The sequence below is a fragment of the Bradyrhizobium sp. YCK136 genome, assembly GCF_044570075.1.
GTDB classification, from domain to species: domain Bacteria; phylum Pseudomonadota; class Alphaproteobacteria; order Rhizobiales; family Xanthobacteraceae; genus Bradyrhizobium; species Bradyrhizobium diazoefficiens.
Genome location: NZ_CP172424.1, coordinates 9649993 through 9668596 on the forward strand (window position 1 = coordinate 9649993; position 18604 = coordinate 9668596).

Below are 18604 nucleotides of genomic sequence, written 5' to 3' on the forward strand. Positions count from 1 at the left end.
TTGCCGACGCGACACGCCAGAGAATCAAATTTCGCTGCGCTTGCGAACACAGCCGTGTTCAGCATCATGACCCTGCTGTTCGTCGTCGCGATCATCCTGTGGTGTTTTTCAACTCAGGCGCGGGCACAAGCCCAATTGGAGACGGCACGACCAACCGTCAAACAAGCCATCGGCAAGATAACCACGCGGCGTGAAGCGACGGGCAAGCCCGCTCCCGTGGCCGGCGGCTCGTGCGACTTCGGTGTCGTGGTCACCACCGGCGATGAGTTCACCGTGCTGACGACCGGCCTCACCGTATTCCAGAACAAGACGATGGTGGTCCCGATCCCAGGCTGGGGGCTCAACGATCTGATCTTCGCGCGGACTCGCGCCGCGATCCCTGCCAGCGTGTCCGTTCTGAGAATCTCCTACAACCCAGCGAAATTTCCTCCCCGCGATGAGTCCAAGGACACATTGAAGGACAGGCTGTTCCGCGATCTCAACGCGGAGCTGGCCGGATACATGCGCGAGGTCGCGAAAGGAACGAATTGCCGGCACTACATTCAGATCCTCAATTCAATCAGCCCTATCGGGACATCGAACTATACGGTCCGCGGGTTCGGCATCCTCAACCAGGATGTAGTGCTAGGGCGTCGCATCTATCTTTATGCCCTGGCGTTTATCCGCATCTTTGACGGGCGCGACTTCTCCGTTGTCAGACAGAGCTCTGCGCTGATCAACGTGCATCATTCCCTGGTGGTGCAGCGGCTTCTGGGGAGGCAAATCGGCGGCCCCTATCGCGAATTACCCGCAGAATCGTTTCCAACGCGCCCTGAAGATGCCGCCGACAATCCCGCACTGCGCGACGGCGTGCGCGCCATGCTGGCGGAAAGCCTCGACAAAACGCTTCCGCTCATGCTCGGGGTTCGACCAGCAGCGCGTCAAAGCGACACCAAGGAACGTTGACCCACATGTCGTTCGCGCCGCTTGCCTTCTGCCTAGGCGTATTGCGTTGCGGATACACGGCAAACGCGGCATGAATTGCGCGCTGTTGGCCTTCCGCCGATGAAAGGTTCCCCCCATGATCAAGCTCTACTGGTCGCCCCGTTCTCGCTCGTTCACGACGCTCTGGCTGATGGAGGAGAGCGGCCTGCCCTATGAGCGCGTACTGACCGACATCTCGACCGGTGCGCAGAAGGCGCCCGACTATCTAGAGATCAACCCGATGGGCAAGGTGCCGGCGCTCAGCGACGGCGACGCTGCGCTCGGCGAGGCCGCGGCGATCTGCGCCTATATCGCCGACCGCTATCCCGAGACCAAGCTTGCGCCCGCTGTGACCGATCCGCGCCGCGCGCGCTATCTGCAATGGCTGTTCTTCTCGCCGGGCTGCATCGAGCCCGCCATCATCCAGATCTTCACCAAGATCGAGATCCCGACCTCGACCGCGGCGTGGGGCAGCGCGACGCAGGTGTTCGACGTGCTGGAAGCTGCGCTCGCCAAGGGGCCGTGGATTCTTGGCGAGGAGTTTTCCGCCGCCGACATCACCGTCGGCTCCGGTCTGAACTTCGCGGTGCGCCTGTTCAAGATGGTGCCGTCGCGCCCGGCCTTCGATGCCTATCTGGCGCGCTGCATGGCGCGGCCGGCGTTCCAGCGCGCGGAGAAGATCGCGGCGGGTTAGAGCGTTTTCGAGCGAAGTGGATGCCGGTTCGCGTAAAGAAAACGCGACAAAACAAGAATCCGGCTCAAAGCCTGATCTTGAGGACGGCGAGCCCGGACTGCTGGAGCAATCCGGAGGATGTCGCCGCGAGGCCATAGCGGAGGCCGAGATCGAAACGGTTGTTGTCGGCCGCGACGATGCCCAGCGCGGTCGAGTAGATCCACGGCGACAGGGCAAGGCCGCCTGTCGTGAAGGTCTCGCCGCCGCCGGCAAACGCTGACTTGATCTGAAGTCCCTGATTCAGCGCGTTGTAGCCGACGCCGACATCGCCGGTAAGATAGACGTGCTGCGCGATCCTGTAGGCGCCCTTCAGCCCTGCCGTCAGCGTCAATTCGCGATAGGTTTGCGAATCCACATTGAGGCTGAAGCCGCCTGCGCCGCCTTCCTGATAGGCTGGCGAACGAACCTGTCCATAGTCCAGCCGCAGCGACGGCGCGATCGCAAATCCAGGCTCGAGCGGGATCAGCTTGCGAACACCCGCACCGGCGTGCCCGCTATAGGACCGATAGCCGGCGCCAGCCGTATTGTTGATGAACGTGAGCGAGCGGCTCTCGCCGTTGTCATTCAACGCACCGTCGAGCTGGCCATCGACCTGAACGCCATGGCCGAGCGCATAGGCGCCGTAGAGTCCGGCCTGATAGGAATCGATGGCGAGCCGGTTCGGGACGGCATCCTCGCTGCCGGTGATCGTTTGATGCGAATAGGCGAACACGCCGCCGATCATCGCGCGCGTGGAGATTGTCGTGTCCGCGCCCACGGCAATGCCGCCGCCGGACGCGTTATAGCCGGGGACGCCATCCACACTGCCCTGCCGGACACCGCCGCCGAGCGGCTTCATCCAAAGATTCCGCTCAGGCGTTGCGCCCGCGTTCAGCCCGAGCACGTCGTCCAGCCGCCCCGTCATCGCCTGCTGAAATGTGCGTTGCGTGGAATAGGTCGCCTGCGACGCCGCGCCGGTGAGGACAGGCAAGGTCTGGTTGACGGCGTTGACGAGACCGGAGCCGCTGAGATTGTCGAGCGCGGTGAAGCCGGTCGCCATGCTGCCGGTCCAGCCGAGTGACGTCGCGGACAGGCGATAGAGCATATCCGCCGCGCCTAGGCCCGCACGGTTGTTCTGGGCCTGAAGCGTTTCGGCATAGGGCCGCACCAGGGAGAGATAGGCGATGCCGCCGGTCGGGTTGCCCGAGAGATCATAGCTGCTGACCAGCATCTGTGCGCCCGATGCGTCGCCGCTAGCTGCGCCATAGAGGCTGGCGAGCGTGCCCTTCGAGAGCGTGTTGAAGAGCACGTTGCCTTCCGGCGTCACCGACCCCAGCAGCGTGAAGTTCGCAGCACCGCTCCCCGCGGGCGCAATGCCGGCGCCCCAGAAGTATCCGTTCTGGTAATTCGTGATGACGAAGCGACCAGGCGCGGACGTGCCGAACAGCGTCGAGCTGACGATCCGCCACGGCGTACCCGATGTCCAGGCCCATTGTGGAACGGAGTTGGCCGGAACGGCCTGCGAGGCCGGCGGCGTGAAGGTCGCGGGATCGTAAGGAAGCATGTAGGCCCAATGCGTCACCAGCAGGCTGTCGCCCGTGATCATCTGCATTTCCATGCCGGTCACGCCGTTGACGGTTCGCATATGGCCGAGGCCGACGGTCACCGCACCGCCCGCGGTCGGCTTGAACAGCATCGTGATCTGGCCCGCGGTCGTGACGAACCCCTGGATGGTCGAGGTATCGGTCAGCAGCGCCGGACCAAGCTTGAGCTGCGCCACGCTCGTTCCGGTGAAGGCGCCGTTGGTCGCGGTCGCCAGCGACCACAGCGTCTGGTCGCCGATCGGGATCGGATTGGAGAAGCCGGTCTTGGGCGCGGCGTAGGCCAGCAGCTGCGCTGTCGGCACGTACCAGTTCGTGTTGGAGAGGGTCGCATCCCAGATCGCCGACTGCGCTACGGCGCGGGAGCTGCCGCAAACCAGCATCGCACCGGCAACAGACGCCAGCACGCCTACGCGACTGATCGCACGTATCCTCGGCAAGACCACTCTCCCGAACCGCGGGATACGACCCCGCGGCGCCACCGGGCGCAGCAAACATTATTTCTATCGCCGAGTCTGCCCCATGATCGTGGGGTGCGAGGAAACGGTCGCGGCCTCAAGCGGCCTGCGAACGCTTTATTCCGACTTCAGATCGTCAGGCCTCGGCATCAGGACGATGTTGTAGCCGGAATCGACGTAGTGGATCTCGCCGGTCACGCCGCCGGACAGATCCGACAGCAGGTACAGCGCCGAACCGCCGAGCTCGTCGAGCGTGACGCCGCGGCGAAGCGGCGAGTGTTTTTGCATGAAGGCAAACATCGCGCGCGCCTCACCGATCCCCGAGCCGGCAAGCGTGCGGATGGGACCGGCGGAGACCGCGTTGACGCGGATGCCGCGCGATCCGAAATCGGAGGCGAGGTAGCGCACGGAGGCTTCCAGCGCCGCCTTGGCCACGCCCATCACGTTGTAGTTCGGCATCGCGCGCTCCGAGGCGCCGAAGGTCAGCGTGATCATGCTGCCGCCCTCCGTCATCAGCTCGGCGGCACGTTTTGCGACCTCCGTGAACGAGAAGCAGGAGATCACCATGGTGCGCGAAAAATTCTCGCGGCTGGTGTCGGCGTAGCGGCCCTTCAGCTCGTTCTTGTCGGCGAAGCCGATCGCATGGATGACGAAATCGAGCTTGCCCCATTTTTCGCGCAGCACATCGAAGGTCGCGTCGACACTGGCGATGTCCTCGACGTCGCAAGGCAGCACCAGTTCGACGCCGAGCTGCTCCGCCAGTGGCTTGACTCGCTTGCCTAGGGCTTCGCCGTGGAAGGTGAAGGCAAGCTCGGCGCCATGGGCATGCAGCGTCTTCGCCATGCCCCACGCGATCGAATGATCATTGGCGATGCCCATGATCAGACCGCGCTTGCCCTTCATCAAACCTTCCATGTCAGCCGTCGCTCCTATTTTCGACGTCATCGCCCGCGCAGGCGGGCGATCCAGTATCCAGAGACCGTCGTGATAAATGGAGAAGCCGCGGCATACTGGATGCCCCGCCTTCGCGGGGCATGACAAAATCAGAGATCACACGTCCAGCCGGCTGAACACCAGCGTGGCGTTGGTGCCGCCGAAACCGAAGGAGTTCGACAGCACGGTGCCGATTTTGACGTTGTCGATGCGCTTGCGCACGATCGGCATGTCGGCGAACACGGGATCGAGCTCCTGGATGTGCGCGCTCTCGCAGATGAAACCGTTGTTCATCATCAGCAGCGAGTAGATCGCCTCCTGGACGCCGGTCGCGCCCAGCGAATGGCCGGTCAGCGCCTTGGTCGCCGAGATCGGCGGGCACTTCTCGCCGGTGCCGAACACCTTGCGGAGCGCCTCGATTTCCGGCGGATCGCCTGCCGGCGTCGAGGTCGCGTGCGGATTGATGTAGTCGACCTTGGTCTTCACCGTCGACATCGCCATGCGCATGCAGCGCTCGGCGCCCTCGCCCGACGGCGCGACCATGTCGTAGCCGTCCGAGGTCGCGCCATAGCCGACGATCTCGCCATAGATGCGCGCGCCGCGCGCCTTGGCATGCTCGAGCTCTTCCAACACCAGCACGCCGGCGCCACCGGCGATCACGAAGCCGTCGCGGTTGACGTCGTAGGGACGCGAGGCGGTCGCGGGCGTGTCGTTGTACTTCGACGACATCGCGCCCATCGCGTCGAACAGCACCGACAGCGACCAGTCGAGCTCCTCGCAGCCGCCGGCGAAGATGATGTCCTGCTTGCCGATCTGGATCGTCTCATAGGCATTGCCTACGCAATGGTTCGAGGTCGCACAGGCCGAGGAGATCGAATAATTCACGCCCTTGATCTTGAACCAGGTCGCGAGCGTCGCGGACGCCGTGGACGACATCGCCTTCGGCACTGCAAACGGTCCGACGCGCTTCGGGCCCTTGGTGCGGGTGATGTCGGCGGATTCGACGATGGTGCGGGCGGAGGGGCCGCCGGAGCCCATGATGATGCCGGTGCGGATGTTGGAGACGTCTTCGGGCGACAGACCGGAGTCCTGGATCGCCTGTTCCATCGCGATGTGATTCCAGGCCGCGCCCTGGCCGAGGAAGCGCATCGCGCGGCGGTCGACGACCGTCGCAGGGTCGAGCGTCGGCGCACCTTGCACCTGCGAACGGAAGCCGAGCTCGGCATATTTCTCAGCCCGCGAAATGCCCGACTTCGCCTCGTGGAGGCTCGCAAGCACTTCCTGGGTGTTGTTTCCGATGGACGAGACGATGCCCATCCCGGTGACCACAACCCGCCTCATGACAGCCTCGCCTAAATCGTTGTCTTTCTTTGTGATGCGTTCAGCCCAGGCTCGTGCCCTGCTTGAACAGGCCGACCTTCAGATCCTTCGCGCGATAGATAATCTGGTCATCGACCGAAAGCCACCCGTCGGCGATACCGAGCACGAGCTTTGCCCGCATCACGCGCTTGATATCGACGTTGTACACAACCTTGCGGGCCTCGGGCAGCACCTGGCCGCTGAACTTCAGCTCGTTCAGGCCAAGCGCGCGACCGCGACCTTCACCGCCGCTCCAGCCCAGGTAAAAACCGACCATTTGCCACAGCGCATCGAGGCCGAGGCAGCCGGGCATCACCGGATCGTTCTTGAAATGGCAGCCGAAGAACCAGAGGTCGGGCTTCACGTCGAGCTCGGCGCGCACCAGGCCCTTGCCGAATTCGCCGCCATTGTCGTTGATGTCCGTGATGCGGTCGAACATCAGCATCGGCGGCAGCGGCAGCTGGGCATTGCCCGGGCCGAACATCTCGCCGCGGGCACATGCCAGCAGATCTTCGTATTCGTAACCGTTGCGCCTGTTCAGCATGCATGTGCCTCTGTTCAAAGTCCGATTGAGCGACGTTTTTTGGCGAAAATGGGCCCCGTCCCGGTCGGAGAGTAACGCCAATTGCCATCGTCAGGCGCAACTCCCGCAAGCCCCGATGGACTGCGGACCGGGCCTCGATGCCCGGGTGCACCAAAATCGGCTAAGCGGAACCGCGCGCTCTCTAACACAGGCCATTTCGGTGGCAAAGCGCTCTCATGAAGGTAAAATGACGGGCTCCTCGCTCGGTTCCACTCCGATTAGAACCTCTCTAGTTGCGAGAAACTTGCATCTGCATCTATCTGTTCTTATATTGCACGGAGTTATTGTTCACGCGTGCCCGAAATCTGGAAATGAGCGAGAATACCGCGCCCCATCACGACGACGACGTCCATGCCGCGGCCCTCCTGTCCGGCCGCCAGCCGGCTTTGACCGGCTGCCCGTGGCACGACGTTAACGTAATGCTCCAGTCCGCCGGGCTCCGCCCGACGCGGCAGCGCATGGCGCTGGGCTGGCTCCTGTTCGGCAAGGGTGCTCGCCACCTTACGGCTGAAATGCTGTACGAGGAAGCCACGCTGGCCAAGGTTCCGGTGTCGCTGGCGACCGTCTACAACACGCTGAACCAGCTCACCGACGCCGGCCTGCTGCGCCAGGTCAGTGTCGACGGCACCAAGACCTATTTCGACACCAACGTCACCACGCACCACCACTATTACCTCGAGAACAGCCACGAGCTGGTCGACATCGAGGATCCGCATCTGGCGCTGTCCAAGATGCCGGAGGTGCCCGAGGGTTACGAGATCGCGCGCATCGACATGGTCGTGCGCCTGCGCAAGAAGCGCTGAGATCTATCCTAAACTGTTGATTTGGTCGTGATAGCCGGGCTTGTCCCGGCCATAATTGCTTACGCCGTCGTTCCGGGCGGTGCGTAGCACCGAACCCCGTATCTCGAGATCCCGGGTCTGGCGCTTCGCGCCATCCCGGGATGACGCCTGCAGCGTCAATTCACCTGCTCGTCCGAATACACGCCCCAGAGGCGTTCCTGCTGGATCCAGCCGTCAAAACCGTTGCCGGTGACGCGGCACCAGTTTGCGCTGCACTTCTTCACCTGGGTGACGACGCCGGCCTGGAGCTTGGCCGCAACCGCGCTGTCAGGATCGGCGCGGTCATAGATCGGCGCGAGCTCGTCCTTGTGCTTCATGGTAACGACCGCGGTGCGGCGGCCCGACAGCAGCGAGTGATAGACCCAGCCCTCGGCGCCTTCGGAATCGCGCACCCGGCGCCAGTTCTCGAACTCGGCTGTGATTTCGACCGGCAGGCCGGCGCGGGTATAGACCCAGGCCACGTCATTGTCCTTGGTCGGACCGGCACGGACGTTCACGTGATCCGACTTCAGGCTGACATAGCGCGGCACCGGGAGGCCGCTGGCGCTCTGCGGGGTGTTGTCCTTCGCCGAATGCGAGGGGCTGACCGAGGCGCTCAACCAGGTGCAAACGAGCGCCATCACCGAACAAAAACGCCCCAACGCCATCAACCCGTCTCCTGTCGAGGACCCGGCCGAGCCGGACCCTCACCCCAAAATTCCAAAATACCCTGCCGCGGTCGTCCCTGACCCGCCCCACGCGGGTGTTCCGCCAAGCCTTACCCCGTGGTTCTTGTCTTGGCCCGGCCTTCTGCTAGAGAGGACGGACGCTTGAACAACCAGTTTGGTCCGATTTTCCAGCCTGGAAATATCGGGAGAGCTTGAAGGAAACGCCGGGGACGACACGGCAAGGGCAGTGTCGAACAACCGGGTTAATGAGGCCTGAACGGCCGGCCTTTGGCGACAGAGGCGGGCTTGCCACGCCTCATGAGAGCAGGACATGTCGGTGAAGAAAAAGCCCCTCGTCGTGGTGACGCGCAAGCTGCCGGATTCGATCGAGACGCGGATGCGCGAGCTGTTCGACGCGCGGATCAATCTCGACGACACGCCGATGTCGGCCGACCAGATCGCTGAAGCCGCGCGCACCGCCGACGTGCTGGTTCCGACCGTCACCGACCACATCACCGCCGACATCGTCAACCAGCCCGACTGCAAGCTGCGCCTGATCGCCAATTTCGGCAACGGCGTCGACAATATCGATGTCGAGGCCGCGCATGCGCGCGGCATCACCGTCACCAACACGCCAAAGGTTCTGACCGAAGACACCGCCGACATGACCATGGCGCTGATCCTGGCCGTGCCTCGGCGGATGATCGAAGGCGCCTCGATCCTGACGGAAGGCAAGCCCTGGCCCGGCTGGTCGCCAACCTGGATGCTCGGCCACCGCATCGGCGGCAAGCGCCTCGGCATCATCGGCATGGGCCGCATCGGCCAGGCAGTGGCGCGCCGCGCCCGCGCCTTTGGCCTGCAGATTCACTATCACAACCGCCGCCCCGTGGCGCCGAAGATCGCCGAAGAGCTTGGCGCGACCTATTGGGAAAGCCTCGACCAGATGCTGGCGCGGATGGACATCCTCTCGGTGAACTGTCCGCACACGCCGGCGACCTATCACCTGCTCTCGGCGCGACGGCTGAAGCTGATCCGCAAGGACGCCTACATCGTCAACACTGCGCGCGGCGAGGTGACCGACGAGGACACGCTGATCAAGCTGATCGAAGGCGGCGAGATCGGCGGCGCCGGGCTCGACGTCTACGAGCACGAGCCCGCGGTGAACCCCAAACTGGTGCGGCTCGCCAAAGCCGGCAAGGTGACGCTGCTGCCGCACATGGGCTCGGCCACGATCGAAGGCCGCGTCGAGATGGGCGAGAAGGTGATCATCAACATCCGCACCTTCCTCGACGCGCACAAGCCGCCGGATCGCGTGCTGCCGAGCATGCTCTGAGGCGCTGTGCGCTGGGAGCCACGCGGGGGTAGAGATTGAAGAACGCGCGCCTACGCGCGATGGATGCTTAGATCCTCGATCACGGGACCATCGCCGTTGAGCGGATTGGCCGGATCGCGCGAATAGCGCAGCGTCTCGAAGCGCATCGCGCGCGCATCGATCATCAGGAGGCGGCCGACGAGGCCGTCGCCGAAGCCGACGATCTCGCGGATCGCCTCCAGCGCCATCATCGAGCCGAGCACGCCCGCGAGCGCGCCCATGACGCCGGCCTCGGCACAGGCCGGCACCGTGCCGGGCGGCGGCGCCTCCGGAAACAGGCAGCGATAGGTCGGATTGAATTCGCCAGCCTCGTTCTTTTCATGGGCGCGGATGGTGGTGAGCGAGCCGTCGAAGGTGCCGAGCGCCGCGGTGATCAGCGGCTTCTTCGCGAAGAAGCATGCGTCGGAGACCAGATAGCGCGTCGAGAAATTGTCGGAGCCATCGAGCACGAGGTCGTAGTCGCCGATCAGGCTGAGCGCGTTGTCGGCGTTGAGCCAGGTGGCGTGACCGACAAAGCGGACATGCGGATTGAGAGCGGAAATGCGCTCGGCCGCGCTCTCGACCTTGTGCCGGCCGATATCGGGCGTCGTATGGATCACCTGGCGCTGGAGGTTGGACAGCGACACCACGTCGTCATCGACCACGCCGAGCGTGCCGATCCCGGCGGCAGCCAGATACATCAAGGCGGGCGCGCCGAGCCCGCCGGCGCCGATCACCAGCACGGAGGCCCGCTTCAGCGCGGCCTGGCCCGGGCCGCCGACGTCGCGCAGCACGATATGGCGGGCATAACGTTCGAGTTCGTCCGGGCTCAGCATTCTCAGCTCTTCCTAGATTGCTGCCGCTCCCCGCGAGGAGCGCGGAAGTCGCACATACTGTCATTCCGGGGCGATGCGAAGCATCGAACCCGGAATCTCGAGATTCCGGGTTTGGCTCTTCGAGCCGCCCCGGAATGAACCCGTAACACTCACGTCCTCTCAGATGAGGGTCCGGCCTGCCCGCAGGCCTGAACCACCCCGAGATTGTTCGCGACCAACGAGATGTGCTTCAATGGCATTGCGTTCAATGGGCTGGCTGGATTTGTCATGAGATCGATGCTTGCGGCAACACTGATGTTTGCGGCCGCCACAGGCGCAAACGCCCAGATGACGACGCCGCAGATCCCCGGCACCAAGCCGAAGACGGTCCAGACCGTTCCGATCCGCCCGCCCGCACTTCAGACACCGTCGGAAACGGCCGATGCCATGGCGCAGGCCGAACGCCTCTCGCTCCAGTCCGACCTCGCCTGGGTCGGCCAATATAACGGCGCCATCACCGGCGAGGTCAGCGAGCGCATGGTCAATGCCATCAAGGAGTACCAGAAGAACAAGGGCGGCAAGCCGACCGGCGTGCTCAATCCGCAGGAGCGCGCCGCGCTTGCCGAGACCGCGCGGCGGAAGCAGGACAGCGTCGGCTGGAAGATCGTGACGGAGATGACCAGCGGCGCCCGGCTCGGCATTCCCTCAAAACTGGTGCCGCAGCAGGCGACCGATGCCAACGGATCGAAATGGACCTCGCCGACCGGAACTGTGCAGGTGCTGCTCAGCCGGCGCAAGGAGGCGAACCCCACGACCGCGAAGCTCGCTGACGCCGAGAAGAAGGAGCCGGCCGGACGCAAGGTCGACTACACCGTGGTGAAGCCCGACTTCTTCGTGCTGTCGGGGCTCCAGGGCCTGAAGAAATTCTACGTGCGCGGCACCTTCAAGGGCGACGAAGTCCGCATCATGACGATCCTCTACGACCAGGCCACCGAGAACACGGTCGAGCCGGTCGTGATCGCGATGTCGAGCGCGTTCAATGCATTTCCGGCAGGTCCGCAAGCCGGACCGCCGCCGCGCAAGACCGTCGAATACGGCACCGGCATCGTCGTCAGCGACGACGGCGCGATCCTCACCGACCGCCTCGTCACCGACAGCTGCCTTGCGATCACCATCGCCGGCTACGGCAGCGCCGATCGTCTTGCCGAGGACAAGGAGCACGATCTCGCGCTCCTGCACATCTACGGCGCGCGTGGCCTGAAGCCACTCGGCCTCGCTGGCGGCGGGGCGAAGACGAATGTCGACGTCGTCGGCATCGCCGATCCGCAAAGCCAGGGTGGCGCGGCCGGGGTCTCGAGCGTCAAGGGCGCGCTCGCACCCGTCGCGAGCAGCGATTCCGCGCTGTCGCCACCACCGGCGGTCGGATTTTCCGGCAGCCCCGCGATCGACGCGGACGGCAAATTCGCCGGCATTGCGCTGTTGAAGCCGGCGATGGTGGCGGGACCCGCGACGTCGGTGCCGGCATCGCAGGCCGTGATGGTCTCAGCGGAGACGGTGCGCGATTTCCTGAAGGCCAACGGCGTCACAGCAAACGGCAGTTCAGCGGATGCGAAGTCCGCAGTCGTCCGCGTGATCTGCGTGCGGAAGTAAGCCAGGCGACAATCACAATCTCTCGTGTCTATCGGCGCACATCGCACGTACGACTACGGGTCCAGTAATGGTACGGATTAGCTGGCATTCCCGATTCCGACATCATTGTTACCGTTGATTCGGACCTCCGCGATCCCCTTTGGATCGGGCCGGCACGTCCTGAGCGAGAAGAGCTCAGCATCCAGAAGCGATGCACGTTCGCGTGGCGTATTCCTGACCCAGGCATTCCAAAGGATTCATCTTCCATGCACACCATCGTACTGGCCACCCAAAAGGGTGGCAGTGGCAAGAGCACGCTCGCCGTCGGCCTCGCGCTGGCGGCCAAGCAGGCCGGCTTCACCGTCCGCCTGATCGAGACCGACCCGCAGGGCACCCTGTCCAACTGGCAGCGCCGTCGCACCGCCGAGGATCTCGTGGTCGAGCCGATCTATCACGCCGCCGACATCGCGCCGCGCCTGAACATGCTGGCCGACAGCGGCCTCCAGCTCGCGATCGTCGACACCGCGGCCGGCCTCAGCGCCGCGACCACCGCCGCGATCCGTCATTCCGATCTCTGCCTGATCCCGGCCCGCCCGAGCGTCGCGGACATCGAGGCGACCGCCTCGACGCTGAGCGTCGCACGCGCCTGGAAGCGGCCCTACAGCTTCGTGCTGAACCAGACGCCGATCCGCGGCCAGCGCATCGACAATGCCGCCAACACACTCGCCGAGGAAGCCGCGCTCGATCTCGCCGAGGTGCTCGCGCGTCCCTTGATCGTGATGCGCAACGACCACCAGGATTCACTCGCCGGCGGCCTCGCCGTCAGCGAATTCGCGCCGAACGGCAAGTCGGCGGACGAGATCCGCGGCCTCTGGCAGTGGATCGAGACCCGGCTCGAGCTCAGCGCCACGACCAATGCCCTGATCGACCAGGTCATGTCGGCTCCGGACGGCCTGCTGCATGCCGCCACCGGGCTTTCCACGGACGAGACCCCGACACTGGCGTCCTGAGCGGGGCGATCGTTCGGGCGTCAGCCGGCCCTTCACCCATCCGGAAGGGCACCAGCGTCGAAGCAATCCGGCCACCAGCCCGGCCGGATTGCTTCACTGCACTCGCAATGACGTCGTCGTGAGCTCGTCACGCTCGCAGAGACTCACAGCCTCGCGGTCGCGAGCCTGATCCTCACTTCTGACATTTCGGACACCAGAAGGTCGAACGGCCGTTCTGGGTGAAGCGCTTGATCGTGCCGCCGCAGGCAGGCGTCTTGCAGGTCTCGCCTTCGCGGTCATAGACCTTGAACGAATGCTGGAAGTAGCCGAGCTCACCTGTGGTCTGGCGATGGTCGCGCAGTGACGAGCCGCCGGCCTTGATGGCGTCGTTCAGCACGGTGTGGATCGCACCGACCAATCTCTTCGCGTGATCCGTTGGCTCGCCCTTCCTGGTCGCTAACGTCGCAGCGATCCGGCGCGGCGACAGGTGCGAGCGATGCAGCGCTTCGCAGACATAGATGTTGCCGAGCCCTGCCACCACGCGCTGGTCGAGCAGCGCGGCCTTCAGGCTGGTGGCCTTGCCTTCGCAGGATCGCGCCAGCATCGCGGCATCGAATTCGTTGCCGAGCGGCTCGGGGCCGAGGCCGCGGAGCAGCGGCTCGTCCTCGAGCGCATTGCGCGCGATCACTTTCATGTAACCGAAGCGGCGCGGATCGTTGAAGACGATGTCGGCACCGGAGGACATCCGAAACAGCACGTGGTCATGGGTGGTGTCCTTACCCCGTGGATAGTGAAACTCCCCAGGTGCGACATCATTGTCCGGCTTGATGACACGAAACGAGCCCGACATGCCCAGATGCATCAAGAGCACGTCGCCGGAGGCCAGATCGGCCATGAGATATTTTGCGCGGCGGCCGAGCCCCGTGACGACCTGCCCCTGGAGCCGGGCCACGAAGTCCGGCTGGAACGGAAAGCGCAAGTCCGGCCGGCGGGCCTCCGCGACGACGATTTTCGCACCTTCCATGACGGGCTGAAGGCCGCGGCGGACGGTCTCGACTTCGGGCAATTCAGGCATGGTCAGGCATGGTCAGGCATGGTCAGGCATTCACCTTATGAGGGCGGTGTGATAGCGCCATTGCGGCGGGCGCGCTATGGTCCGCCTCGTGGAGTAGAGTAATGGATCGGCCGGGCGAAACCACGCATTTTGGCTTCAGGGACGTTCCCCTGGGGGACAAGCAGACGCTGGTGAACGATGTGTTTCACAGCGTTGCGTCGCGCTATGACCTGATGAACGACTTGATGTCCGGCGGCCTGCACCGGGTCTGGAAGGACATCATGATCAACGCGCTGGATCCGCCGAGGGGCGACCGGCCGTTCGCGTTGCTCGACGTCGCCGGCGGCACCGGCGACATCTCGTTCCGCGCCGCCAAGGCCGCCGGCCCCGGCTTTCACGCCACGGTCTGCGACATCAATTCCGACATGCTCGCCGTGGGCCGCGAGCGCGCCGCCAAGCGCCATCTCGCGACCCAGGTCGATTTCGTCGAAGGCAATGCCGAAGCGCTCGCCTTTGCCGACCGCAGCTTTGACGCATATACGATCGCTTTCGGCATCCGCAACGTGCCGCAGATCGACCTGGCGCTGCGCGAGGCCTATCGCGTGCTGAGGCCCGGCAGCCGCTTCCTGTGCCTGGAATTCTCCACCGTCGAGATGCCCGGCCTCGACAAGCTCTATGACCTGTTCTCGTTCAAGGTGATCCCGCCGCTCGGCCGCATGATCACGGGCGACGCCGAGTCCTACCAATATCTCGTCGAATCGATCCGCAAGTTTCCCAAGCCCAACGCCTTCGCCGACATGATCCGCGACGCAGGCTTTGCCCGCGTGAACTGGCAGACATTGTCCGGCGGCATCGTCGCACTGCATTCGGGCTGGCGTTTGTGATTTCTGCAATTACCCACACCGCGCGCCTCATGCGCGCTGCGTTCGTGTTCGCGCGCGAAGGCGTGTTCGGCTCCGTCGATCCGAGCCTGGTGCCGCCGCCCGGGCAGCTCGCGCTGAAGCTTGCGCGCATCGTCGAACGGCGCGGTCCAAAGCACGGGCCGCGACTGTCGCGCGCGCTGACCCGGATGGGCCCGGCCTATCTCAAGCTCGGGCAGTTTCTGGCGACGCGCCCCGACGTCGTCGGCGTCATCATGGCGCGTGACCTGGAAAGTCTCCAGGATCGCCTGCCGCCGTTTTCGCAAGCAGAAGCGGAAGCTGCGATCGCAGCCTCCCTGGAGCGTCCGCTCAAGGACGTGTTCGCGAGCCTCGGCCCGCCGGTCGCCGCCGCCTCGATCGCTCAGGTGCATCGCGGCGAAGTGGTACGTGACGGCATCCGCAAGGCAGTCGCCGTGAAAGTGCTGCGCCCGAATGTGGCCTCGCGCTTCCGGCGTGATCTCTCCGATTTCTTCTACGTTGCGCACAAGGCCGAGACCTATTCGGCCGAGGCGCGGCGGCTGCGCCTGATCGAGGTCATCAACACCATGTCGCGCTCGGTCGCGATGGAGATGGACCTGCGGCTGGAAGCGGCTGCAATGTCGGAAATGGCGGAGAACACGGGCGACGATCTCGACTTCCGCGTGCCCACGGTCGACTGGGACCGTACCACGCACAACGTGCTGACGATGGAGTGGATCGACGGCATCGCGCTGAACGATCACAAGCGCCTGGCAGAGGCGCAGGTCGACCTGCCCGATCTCGGCCGCAAGGTGATCCAGAGCTTTCTGCGCCACGCGCTGCGCGACGGCTTTTTCCACGCCGACATGCATCCGGGCAATCTTTTCCTGGACGACACCGGCCGCCTCGTCGCGGTCGATTTCGGCATCATGGGCCGGCTCGGGATGAAGGAGCGGCGCTTCCTCGCCGAAATTCTGCTCGGCTTCATCACCCGCGATTATCGCCGTGTGGCGGAGGTGCATTTCGAGGCGGGCTACGTGCCCGCGCACCACTCCGTCGAGAATTTCGCGCAAGCCATCCGCGCCATCGGCGAGCCGATCCACAACCGCACGGCCGAAGAGATCTCGATGGCGCGGCTGCTGACGCTGCTGCTCGAGGTCACCGGCCTGTTCGACATGACGACACGGCCCGAGCTGATCCTGCTCCAGAAGACCATGGTCGTGGTCGAAGGCGTGGCGCGCGGCTTCGATCCCAGGCTGGATATCTGGAAGACCGCCGACCCCGTGGTGCGTGAGTGGATCGAGCGCAATCTCGGGCCGATCGGCCGGGTGCAGGGCGCGCTCACCGGCGGCGGCGACCTCGCCCGCGTGCTGATGCGCCTGCCCGATATCGCGCAGCGCTCCGTTGCAGTGCTCGAGCAGCTCGAGACCATGACGCGGGAGGGCCTGCGGCTGTCGCCGGAGAGCATCGCGGCGATGGGCCGCAGCGAGGGCCGCAAGAACCGCTGGCGCACTGTGGCGCTCTGGATCATCGCAGCGACCCTCATCGGGATCCTGATCGCCGTCCAGAATTTGTGATTGCACTGCAATCACTTGATTGATAGCATCGCTATCATTCCGTGCCGGAGGGCGTCATGGCGAGCCTAACCATCCGCAAGCTCGACGAACACGTCAAAACCTATCTGCGGCTGCGTTCGGCCAAGAATCACAGGTCCCTTGAGGAAGAGGTCCGGGTCATCCTGCGGGAGCTGATCGAGGGCCGTGAGGAGCCGTTGACGCCCTTTGCGGTGCCGCCTACGGCATCCACCGCTCCGACGCCTCAGCGCACCGGCGCCCTTGCCGAGGCCAGCGTCACTCTGATCATCGGCGGCGGGATCGCGGCCTTTAAATCGCTCGACCTGATCCGAAGGCTGAAGGAGCGGCGCATCGAGGTCCGCTGCGTGCTGACCAACGCGGCCCAGCAATTCGTCACGCCGCTCTCGGTCAGCGCCCTTTCGCATGAGCGCGTCTATACCGACCTGTTCGATCCCCAGAGCGAGTTCGACGCCGGCCATATCCGCCTGGCCCGTGACTGCGACTTGATCGTGGTGGCCCCCGCCACGGCCGACCTGATGGCCAAGATGGCGAACGGCCATGCCGACGACCTCGCCAGCGCCATTCTGCTCGCGACCAACCGCAAGGTGCTGCTGGCGCCGGCGATGAATCCGCTGATGTGGAACAACGCGGCGACCCGACGCAACGTCGCGCAGCTTCAGCGCGACGGCGTCGTGCTGATCGGGCCGAATTCCGGAGAGATGGCCGAGGCGGGTGAAGCCGGTATCGGCCGCATGTCCGAGGCGTTGGAGATCGCCGCCGCCGCCGAGCGCCTGCTGCGGCCGCCGGTGCCGCGCCCGCTCGCCGGCAAGCGCGTGCTGATCACCGCGGGCCCGACCCACGAGCCGATCGACCCGGTGCGCTACATCGCCAACCGCTCTTCCGGCAAGCAGGGCTTTGCCATCGCCGCCGCCGCGCAGGCCGCCGGTGCCGAGGTGATTTTGGTGAGCGGCCCGGTCGATCTCGGCGATCCCCAGGGCGTGACGGTGAAGCATGTGGAATCGGCGCGGCAGATGCTGGAGCAGGTGCAGGCGGCCCTTCCCGCCGACATTGCGATCTTCGCCGCTGCGGTCGCCGACTGGCGTGTCGCCAATGAGGGCGAGCAGAAGCTGAAGAAGACCTCGGCCGGCATGCCGCCGCTCCAGCTGGTCGAGAACCCCGACATCCTCGCCACGATCGCGAAGCTGACCGACAAGCGCCCGCCGCTGGTGATCGGCTTCGCCGCCGAGACCGAGCACCTCATCGACAACGCCAAGACAAAGCTTGCCCGCAAGGGCTGCGACTGGATCGTCGCCAACGACGTCTCGCCGGCGACCGGCGTGATGGGCGGCGACCGCAACACTGTCCACCTCATCAGCCGCAAGAATGGTGAGAAGAACGGCGAGATCGCGGTTGATTCCTGGCCCGCGATGACCAAGGAACAGGTCGCCACCGAGCTGATCGCACATATCGTCAAGAGTGTGATCGGCAAATCCCTGGAGCCCGCATCTTGAGCACGAAAGTCACGGTCGAACTGCAACGCCTGCCGCATGCCGAGGGCCTGCCGCTGCCGGCCTATCAGACGGCGGAGGCCGCCGGTCTCGACCTGATGGCCGCGGTTCCGGAGGACGCGCCGCTGACGCTTGCGTCCGGCCGATATGCGCTGGTGCCGACCGGCCTTGCGATCGCCTTGCCGCCCGGGCACGAGGCGCAGGTGCGGCCGCGCTCGGGGCTTGCCGCCAAGCACGGCGTCACCGTACTGAACTCGCCCGGAACCATCGACGCGGACTATCGCGGCGAGATCAAGGTGATCCTGATCAACCACGGCGCAGCGGCCTTCGTGATCAAGCGCGGCGAGCGGATCGCGCAGATGGTCATCGCGCCCGTGGTTCAGGCCGCGCTGGTTCCGGTGGCGACCTTGTCGGCGACCGATCGCGGCGCCGGCGGCTTCGGCTCGACCGGGCGCTAACGCACGGCAGCGAGTTGGGCTTCACCTCTCCCGCTTGCGAGAGAGGTCGCGGAGCGAAGCGACGCGGGTGAGGGTTCTCTCCTCTTGGGGATTCCCACCGCGGAGACACCCCCTTCCCCGCGAGCGGGCGAGGGAGCGCACCTTCATCGGGGCAACAATTCGCAGGGGCCGCTAACGCACGGCAACTCCAGCCGAATTCCCCGAAGAACTACGTGAACCCGGAACGCCACGTCCCGCATTTTTTTGGGGC

General features: G+C 64.9%; 17 protein-coding genes. 10 read left to right on the top strand and 7 right to left on the bottom strand.

The features are described 5' to 3' along the window. Positions 1-54: 54 nt before the first annotated feature. Together ACFLEY_RS46640 and ACFLEY_RS46645 are read left to right on the top strand one after the other, a co-directional pair. On the top strand, positions 55-945 hold the full coding sequence (locus ACFLEY_RS46640; protein WP_060909544.1) for a hypothetical protein: 891 nt from the start codon (positions 55-57) through the stop codon (positions 943-945). Positions 946-1060: 115 nt separating this feature from the next. Beyond that, positions 1061-1657 carry a glutathione S-transferase family protein gene (locus ACFLEY_RS46645; RefSeq protein ID WP_060909545.1) on the top strand — a complete coding sequence of 199 codons (597 nt, stop codon included), beginning with the start codon at positions 1061-1063 and terminating at the stop codon, positions 1655-1657. 64 nt (positions 1658-1721) lie between these two features. On the opposite strand, the gene ACFLEY_RS46650 is transcribed toward ACFLEY_RS46645, so the two are convergent. From ACFLEY_RS46650 to fabA, 4 genes are all read right to left on the bottom strand, one after another. Then, positions 1722-3659, bottom strand: a complete 1938-nt coding sequence (locus ACFLEY_RS46650) for an autotransporter outer membrane beta-barrel domain-containing protein (protein WP_249162719.1) — start codon at positions 3657-3659, stop codon at positions 1722-1724. 192 nt (positions 3660-3851) lie between these two features. Continuing rightward, positions 3852-4649, bottom strand: a complete 798-nt coding sequence (gene fabI, locus ACFLEY_RS46655) for an enoyl-ACP reductase FabI (RefSeq protein WP_396604460.1) — start codon at positions 4647-4649, stop codon at positions 3852-3854. 135 nt (positions 4650-4784) lie between these two features. Continuing rightward, entirely contained in the window at positions 4785-6008 is a 1224-nt protein-coding gene (gene fabB, locus ACFLEY_RS46660) for a beta-ketoacyl-ACP synthase I (RefSeq protein WP_060909547.1), read from the bottom strand. Between the two features lie 40 nt (positions 6009-6048). Next, positions 6049-6570 (bottom strand): bifunctional 3-hydroxydecanoyl-ACP dehydratase/trans-2-decenoyl-ACP isomerase, encoded by a 522-nt coding sequence (gene fabA / locus ACFLEY_RS46665; RefSeq protein WP_011083591.1) that lies wholly within the window; start codon positions 6568-6570, stop codon positions 6049-6051. A gap of 350 nt (positions 6571-6920) precedes the next feature. Here fabA and irrA point away from each other — a divergent pair, with 350 nt between their 5' ends. Then, positions 6921-7412 (top strand): iron response transcriptional regulator IrrA, encoded by a 492-nt coding sequence (gene irrA, locus ACFLEY_RS46670; RefSeq protein ID WP_060909548.1) that lies wholly within the window; start codon positions 6921-6923, stop codon positions 7410-7412. Positions 7413-7567: 155 nt separating this feature from the next. Here the strand turns inward: irrA and ACFLEY_RS46675 are convergent, their stop codons facing one another. Further along, positions 7568-8098 carry an SH3 domain-containing protein gene (locus tag ACFLEY_RS46675; RefSeq protein WP_011083590.1) on the bottom strand — a complete coding sequence of 177 codons (531 nt, stop codon included), beginning with the start codon at positions 8096-8098 and terminating at the stop codon, positions 7568-7570. Positions 8099-8429: 331 nt separating this feature from the next. Between ACFLEY_RS46675 and ACFLEY_RS46680 the strand changes: the two genes are divergently transcribed. Next, positions 8430-9431: a D-glycerate dehydrogenase gene (locus tag ACFLEY_RS46680; protein WP_011083589.1), complete on the top strand. Its 1002-nt coding sequence runs from the start codon at positions 8430-8432 to the stop codon at positions 9429-9431. A gap of 50 nt (positions 9432-9481) precedes the next feature. Here the strand turns inward: ACFLEY_RS46680 and ACFLEY_RS46685 are convergent, their stop codons facing one another. Beyond that, on the bottom strand, positions 9482-10285 hold the full coding sequence (locus ACFLEY_RS46685; protein WP_060909549.1) for a molybdopterin-synthase adenylyltransferase MoeB: 804 nt from the start codon (positions 10283-10285) through the stop codon (positions 9482-9484). Between the two features lie 267 nt (positions 10286-10552). On the opposite strand from ACFLEY_RS46685, the gene ACFLEY_RS46690 reads away from it, so the two are divergent. Beyond that, on the top strand, positions 10553-11914 hold the full coding sequence (locus tag ACFLEY_RS46690; RefSeq protein WP_060912800.1) for a serine protease: 1362 nt from the start codon (positions 10553-10555) through the stop codon (positions 11912-11914). Between the two features lie 245 nt (positions 11915-12159). Beyond that, complete coding sequence (locus ACFLEY_RS46695) at positions 12160-12903, top strand: ParA family protein (RefSeq protein WP_060909550.1); 744 nt, start codon at positions 12160-12162, stop codon at positions 12901-12903. A gap of 172 nt (positions 12904-13075) precedes the next feature. Here the strand turns inward: ACFLEY_RS46695 and mutM are convergent, their stop codons facing one another. Beyond that, complete coding sequence (gene mutM, locus ACFLEY_RS46700) at positions 13076-13957, bottom strand: bifunctional DNA-formamidopyrimidine glycosylase/DNA-(apurinic or apyrimidinic site) lyase (RefSeq protein ID WP_060909551.1); 882 nt, start codon at positions 13955-13957, stop codon at positions 13076-13078. 101 nt (positions 13958-14058) lie between these two features. On the opposite strand from mutM, the gene ubiE reads away from it, so the two are divergent. The 4 genes from ubiE to dut are packed head-to-tail and all read left to right on the top strand — an operon-like array spanning position 14059 to position 18354. Continuing rightward, positions 14059-14820 carry a bifunctional demethylmenaquinone methyltransferase/2-methoxy-6-polyprenyl-1,4-benzoquinol methylase UbiE gene (gene ubiE, locus ACFLEY_RS46705; RefSeq protein WP_060909552.1) on the top strand — a complete coding sequence of 254 codons (762 nt, stop codon included), beginning with the start codon at positions 14059-14061 and terminating at the stop codon, positions 14818-14820. Next, the gene (gene ubiB / locus ACFLEY_RS46710) at positions 14817-16391 is read left to right on the top strand and encodes a 2-polyprenylphenol 6-hydroxylase (RefSeq protein ID WP_060909553.1); all 1575 of its coding nucleotides are present in this window, start codon (positions 14817-14819) and stop codon (positions 16389-16391) included. The genes ubiE and ubiB overlap by 4 nt, the downstream gene beginning before the upstream one ends. A 56-nt stretch (positions 16392-16447) precedes the next feature. Further along, positions 16448-17899, top strand: coding sequence for a bifunctional phosphopantothenoylcysteine decarboxylase/phosphopantothenate--cysteine ligase CoaBC (gene coaBC, locus ACFLEY_RS46715; protein ID WP_011083582.1), 1452 nt, complete (start codon positions 16448-16450; stop codon positions 17897-17899). Continuing rightward, a complete protein-coding gene (dut, locus tag ACFLEY_RS46720; RefSeq protein WP_011083581.1) occupies positions 17896-18354 on the top strand; it encodes a dUTP diphosphatase in 459 nt (152 codons plus the stop codon). Before coaBC ends, dut begins: the two co-directional genes overlap by 4 nt. Positions 18355-18604: the final 250 nt, after the last annotated feature.

What these genes read in the sequence shown, in the direction of transcription:
- ACFLEY_RS46645 (WP_060909545.1), top strand. Translation starts at nt 1,061, where the DNA reads ATGATCAAGCTCTACTGGTCGCCCCGTTCTCGCTCGTTCACGACGCTC.
- ACFLEY_RS46650 (WP_249162719.1), bottom strand. Translation starts at nt 3,659, where the DNA reads ATGCTGGTTTGCGGCAGCTCCCGCGCCGTAGCGCAGTCGGCGATCTGG.
- fabI (WP_396604460.1), bottom strand. Translation starts at nt 4,649, where the DNA reads ATGGAAGGTTTGATGAAGGGCAAGCGCGGTCTGATCATGGGCATCGCC.
- fabB (WP_060909547.1), bottom strand. Translation starts at nt 6,008, where the DNA reads ATGAGGCGGGTTGTGGTCACCGGGATGGGCATCGTCTCGTCCATCGGA.
- fabA (WP_011083591.1), bottom strand. Translation starts at nt 6,570, where the DNA reads ATGCTGAACAGGCGCAACGGTTACGAATACGAAGATCTGCTGGCATGT.
- irrA (WP_060909548.1), top strand. Translation starts at nt 6,921, where the DNA reads ATGAGCGAGAATACCGCGCCCCATCACGACGACGACGTCCATGCCGCG.
- ACFLEY_RS46675 (WP_011083590.1), bottom strand. Translation starts at nt 8,098, where the DNA reads ATGGCGTTGGGGCGTTTTTGTTCGGTGATGGCGCTCGTTTGCACCTGG.
- ACFLEY_RS46680 (WP_011083589.1), top strand. Translation starts at nt 8,430, where the DNA reads ATGTCGGTGAAGAAAAAGCCCCTCGTCGTGGTGACGCGCAAGCTGCCG.
- ACFLEY_RS46685 (WP_060909549.1), bottom strand. Translation starts at nt 10,285, where the DNA reads ATGCTGAGCCCGGACGAACTCGAACGTTATGCCCGCCATATCGTGCTG.
- ACFLEY_RS46690 (WP_060912800.1), top strand. Translation starts at nt 10,553, where the DNA reads ATGAGATCGATGCTTGCGGCAACACTGATGTTTGCGGCCGCCACAGGC.
- ACFLEY_RS46695 (WP_060909550.1), top strand. Translation starts at nt 12,160, where the DNA reads ATGCACACCATCGTACTGGCCACCCAAAAGGGTGGCAGTGGCAAGAGC.
- mutM (WP_060909551.1), bottom strand. Translation starts at nt 13,957, where the DNA reads ATGCCTGAATTGCCCGAAGTCGAGACCGTCCGCCGCGGCCTTCAGCCC.
- ubiE (WP_060909552.1), top strand. Translation starts at nt 14,059, where the DNA reads ATGGATCGGCCGGGCGAAACCACGCATTTTGGCTTCAGGGACGTTCCC.
- coaBC (WP_011083582.1), top strand. Translation starts at nt 16,448, where the DNA reads ATGGCGAGCCTAACCATCCGCAAGCTCGACGAACACGTCAAAACCTAT.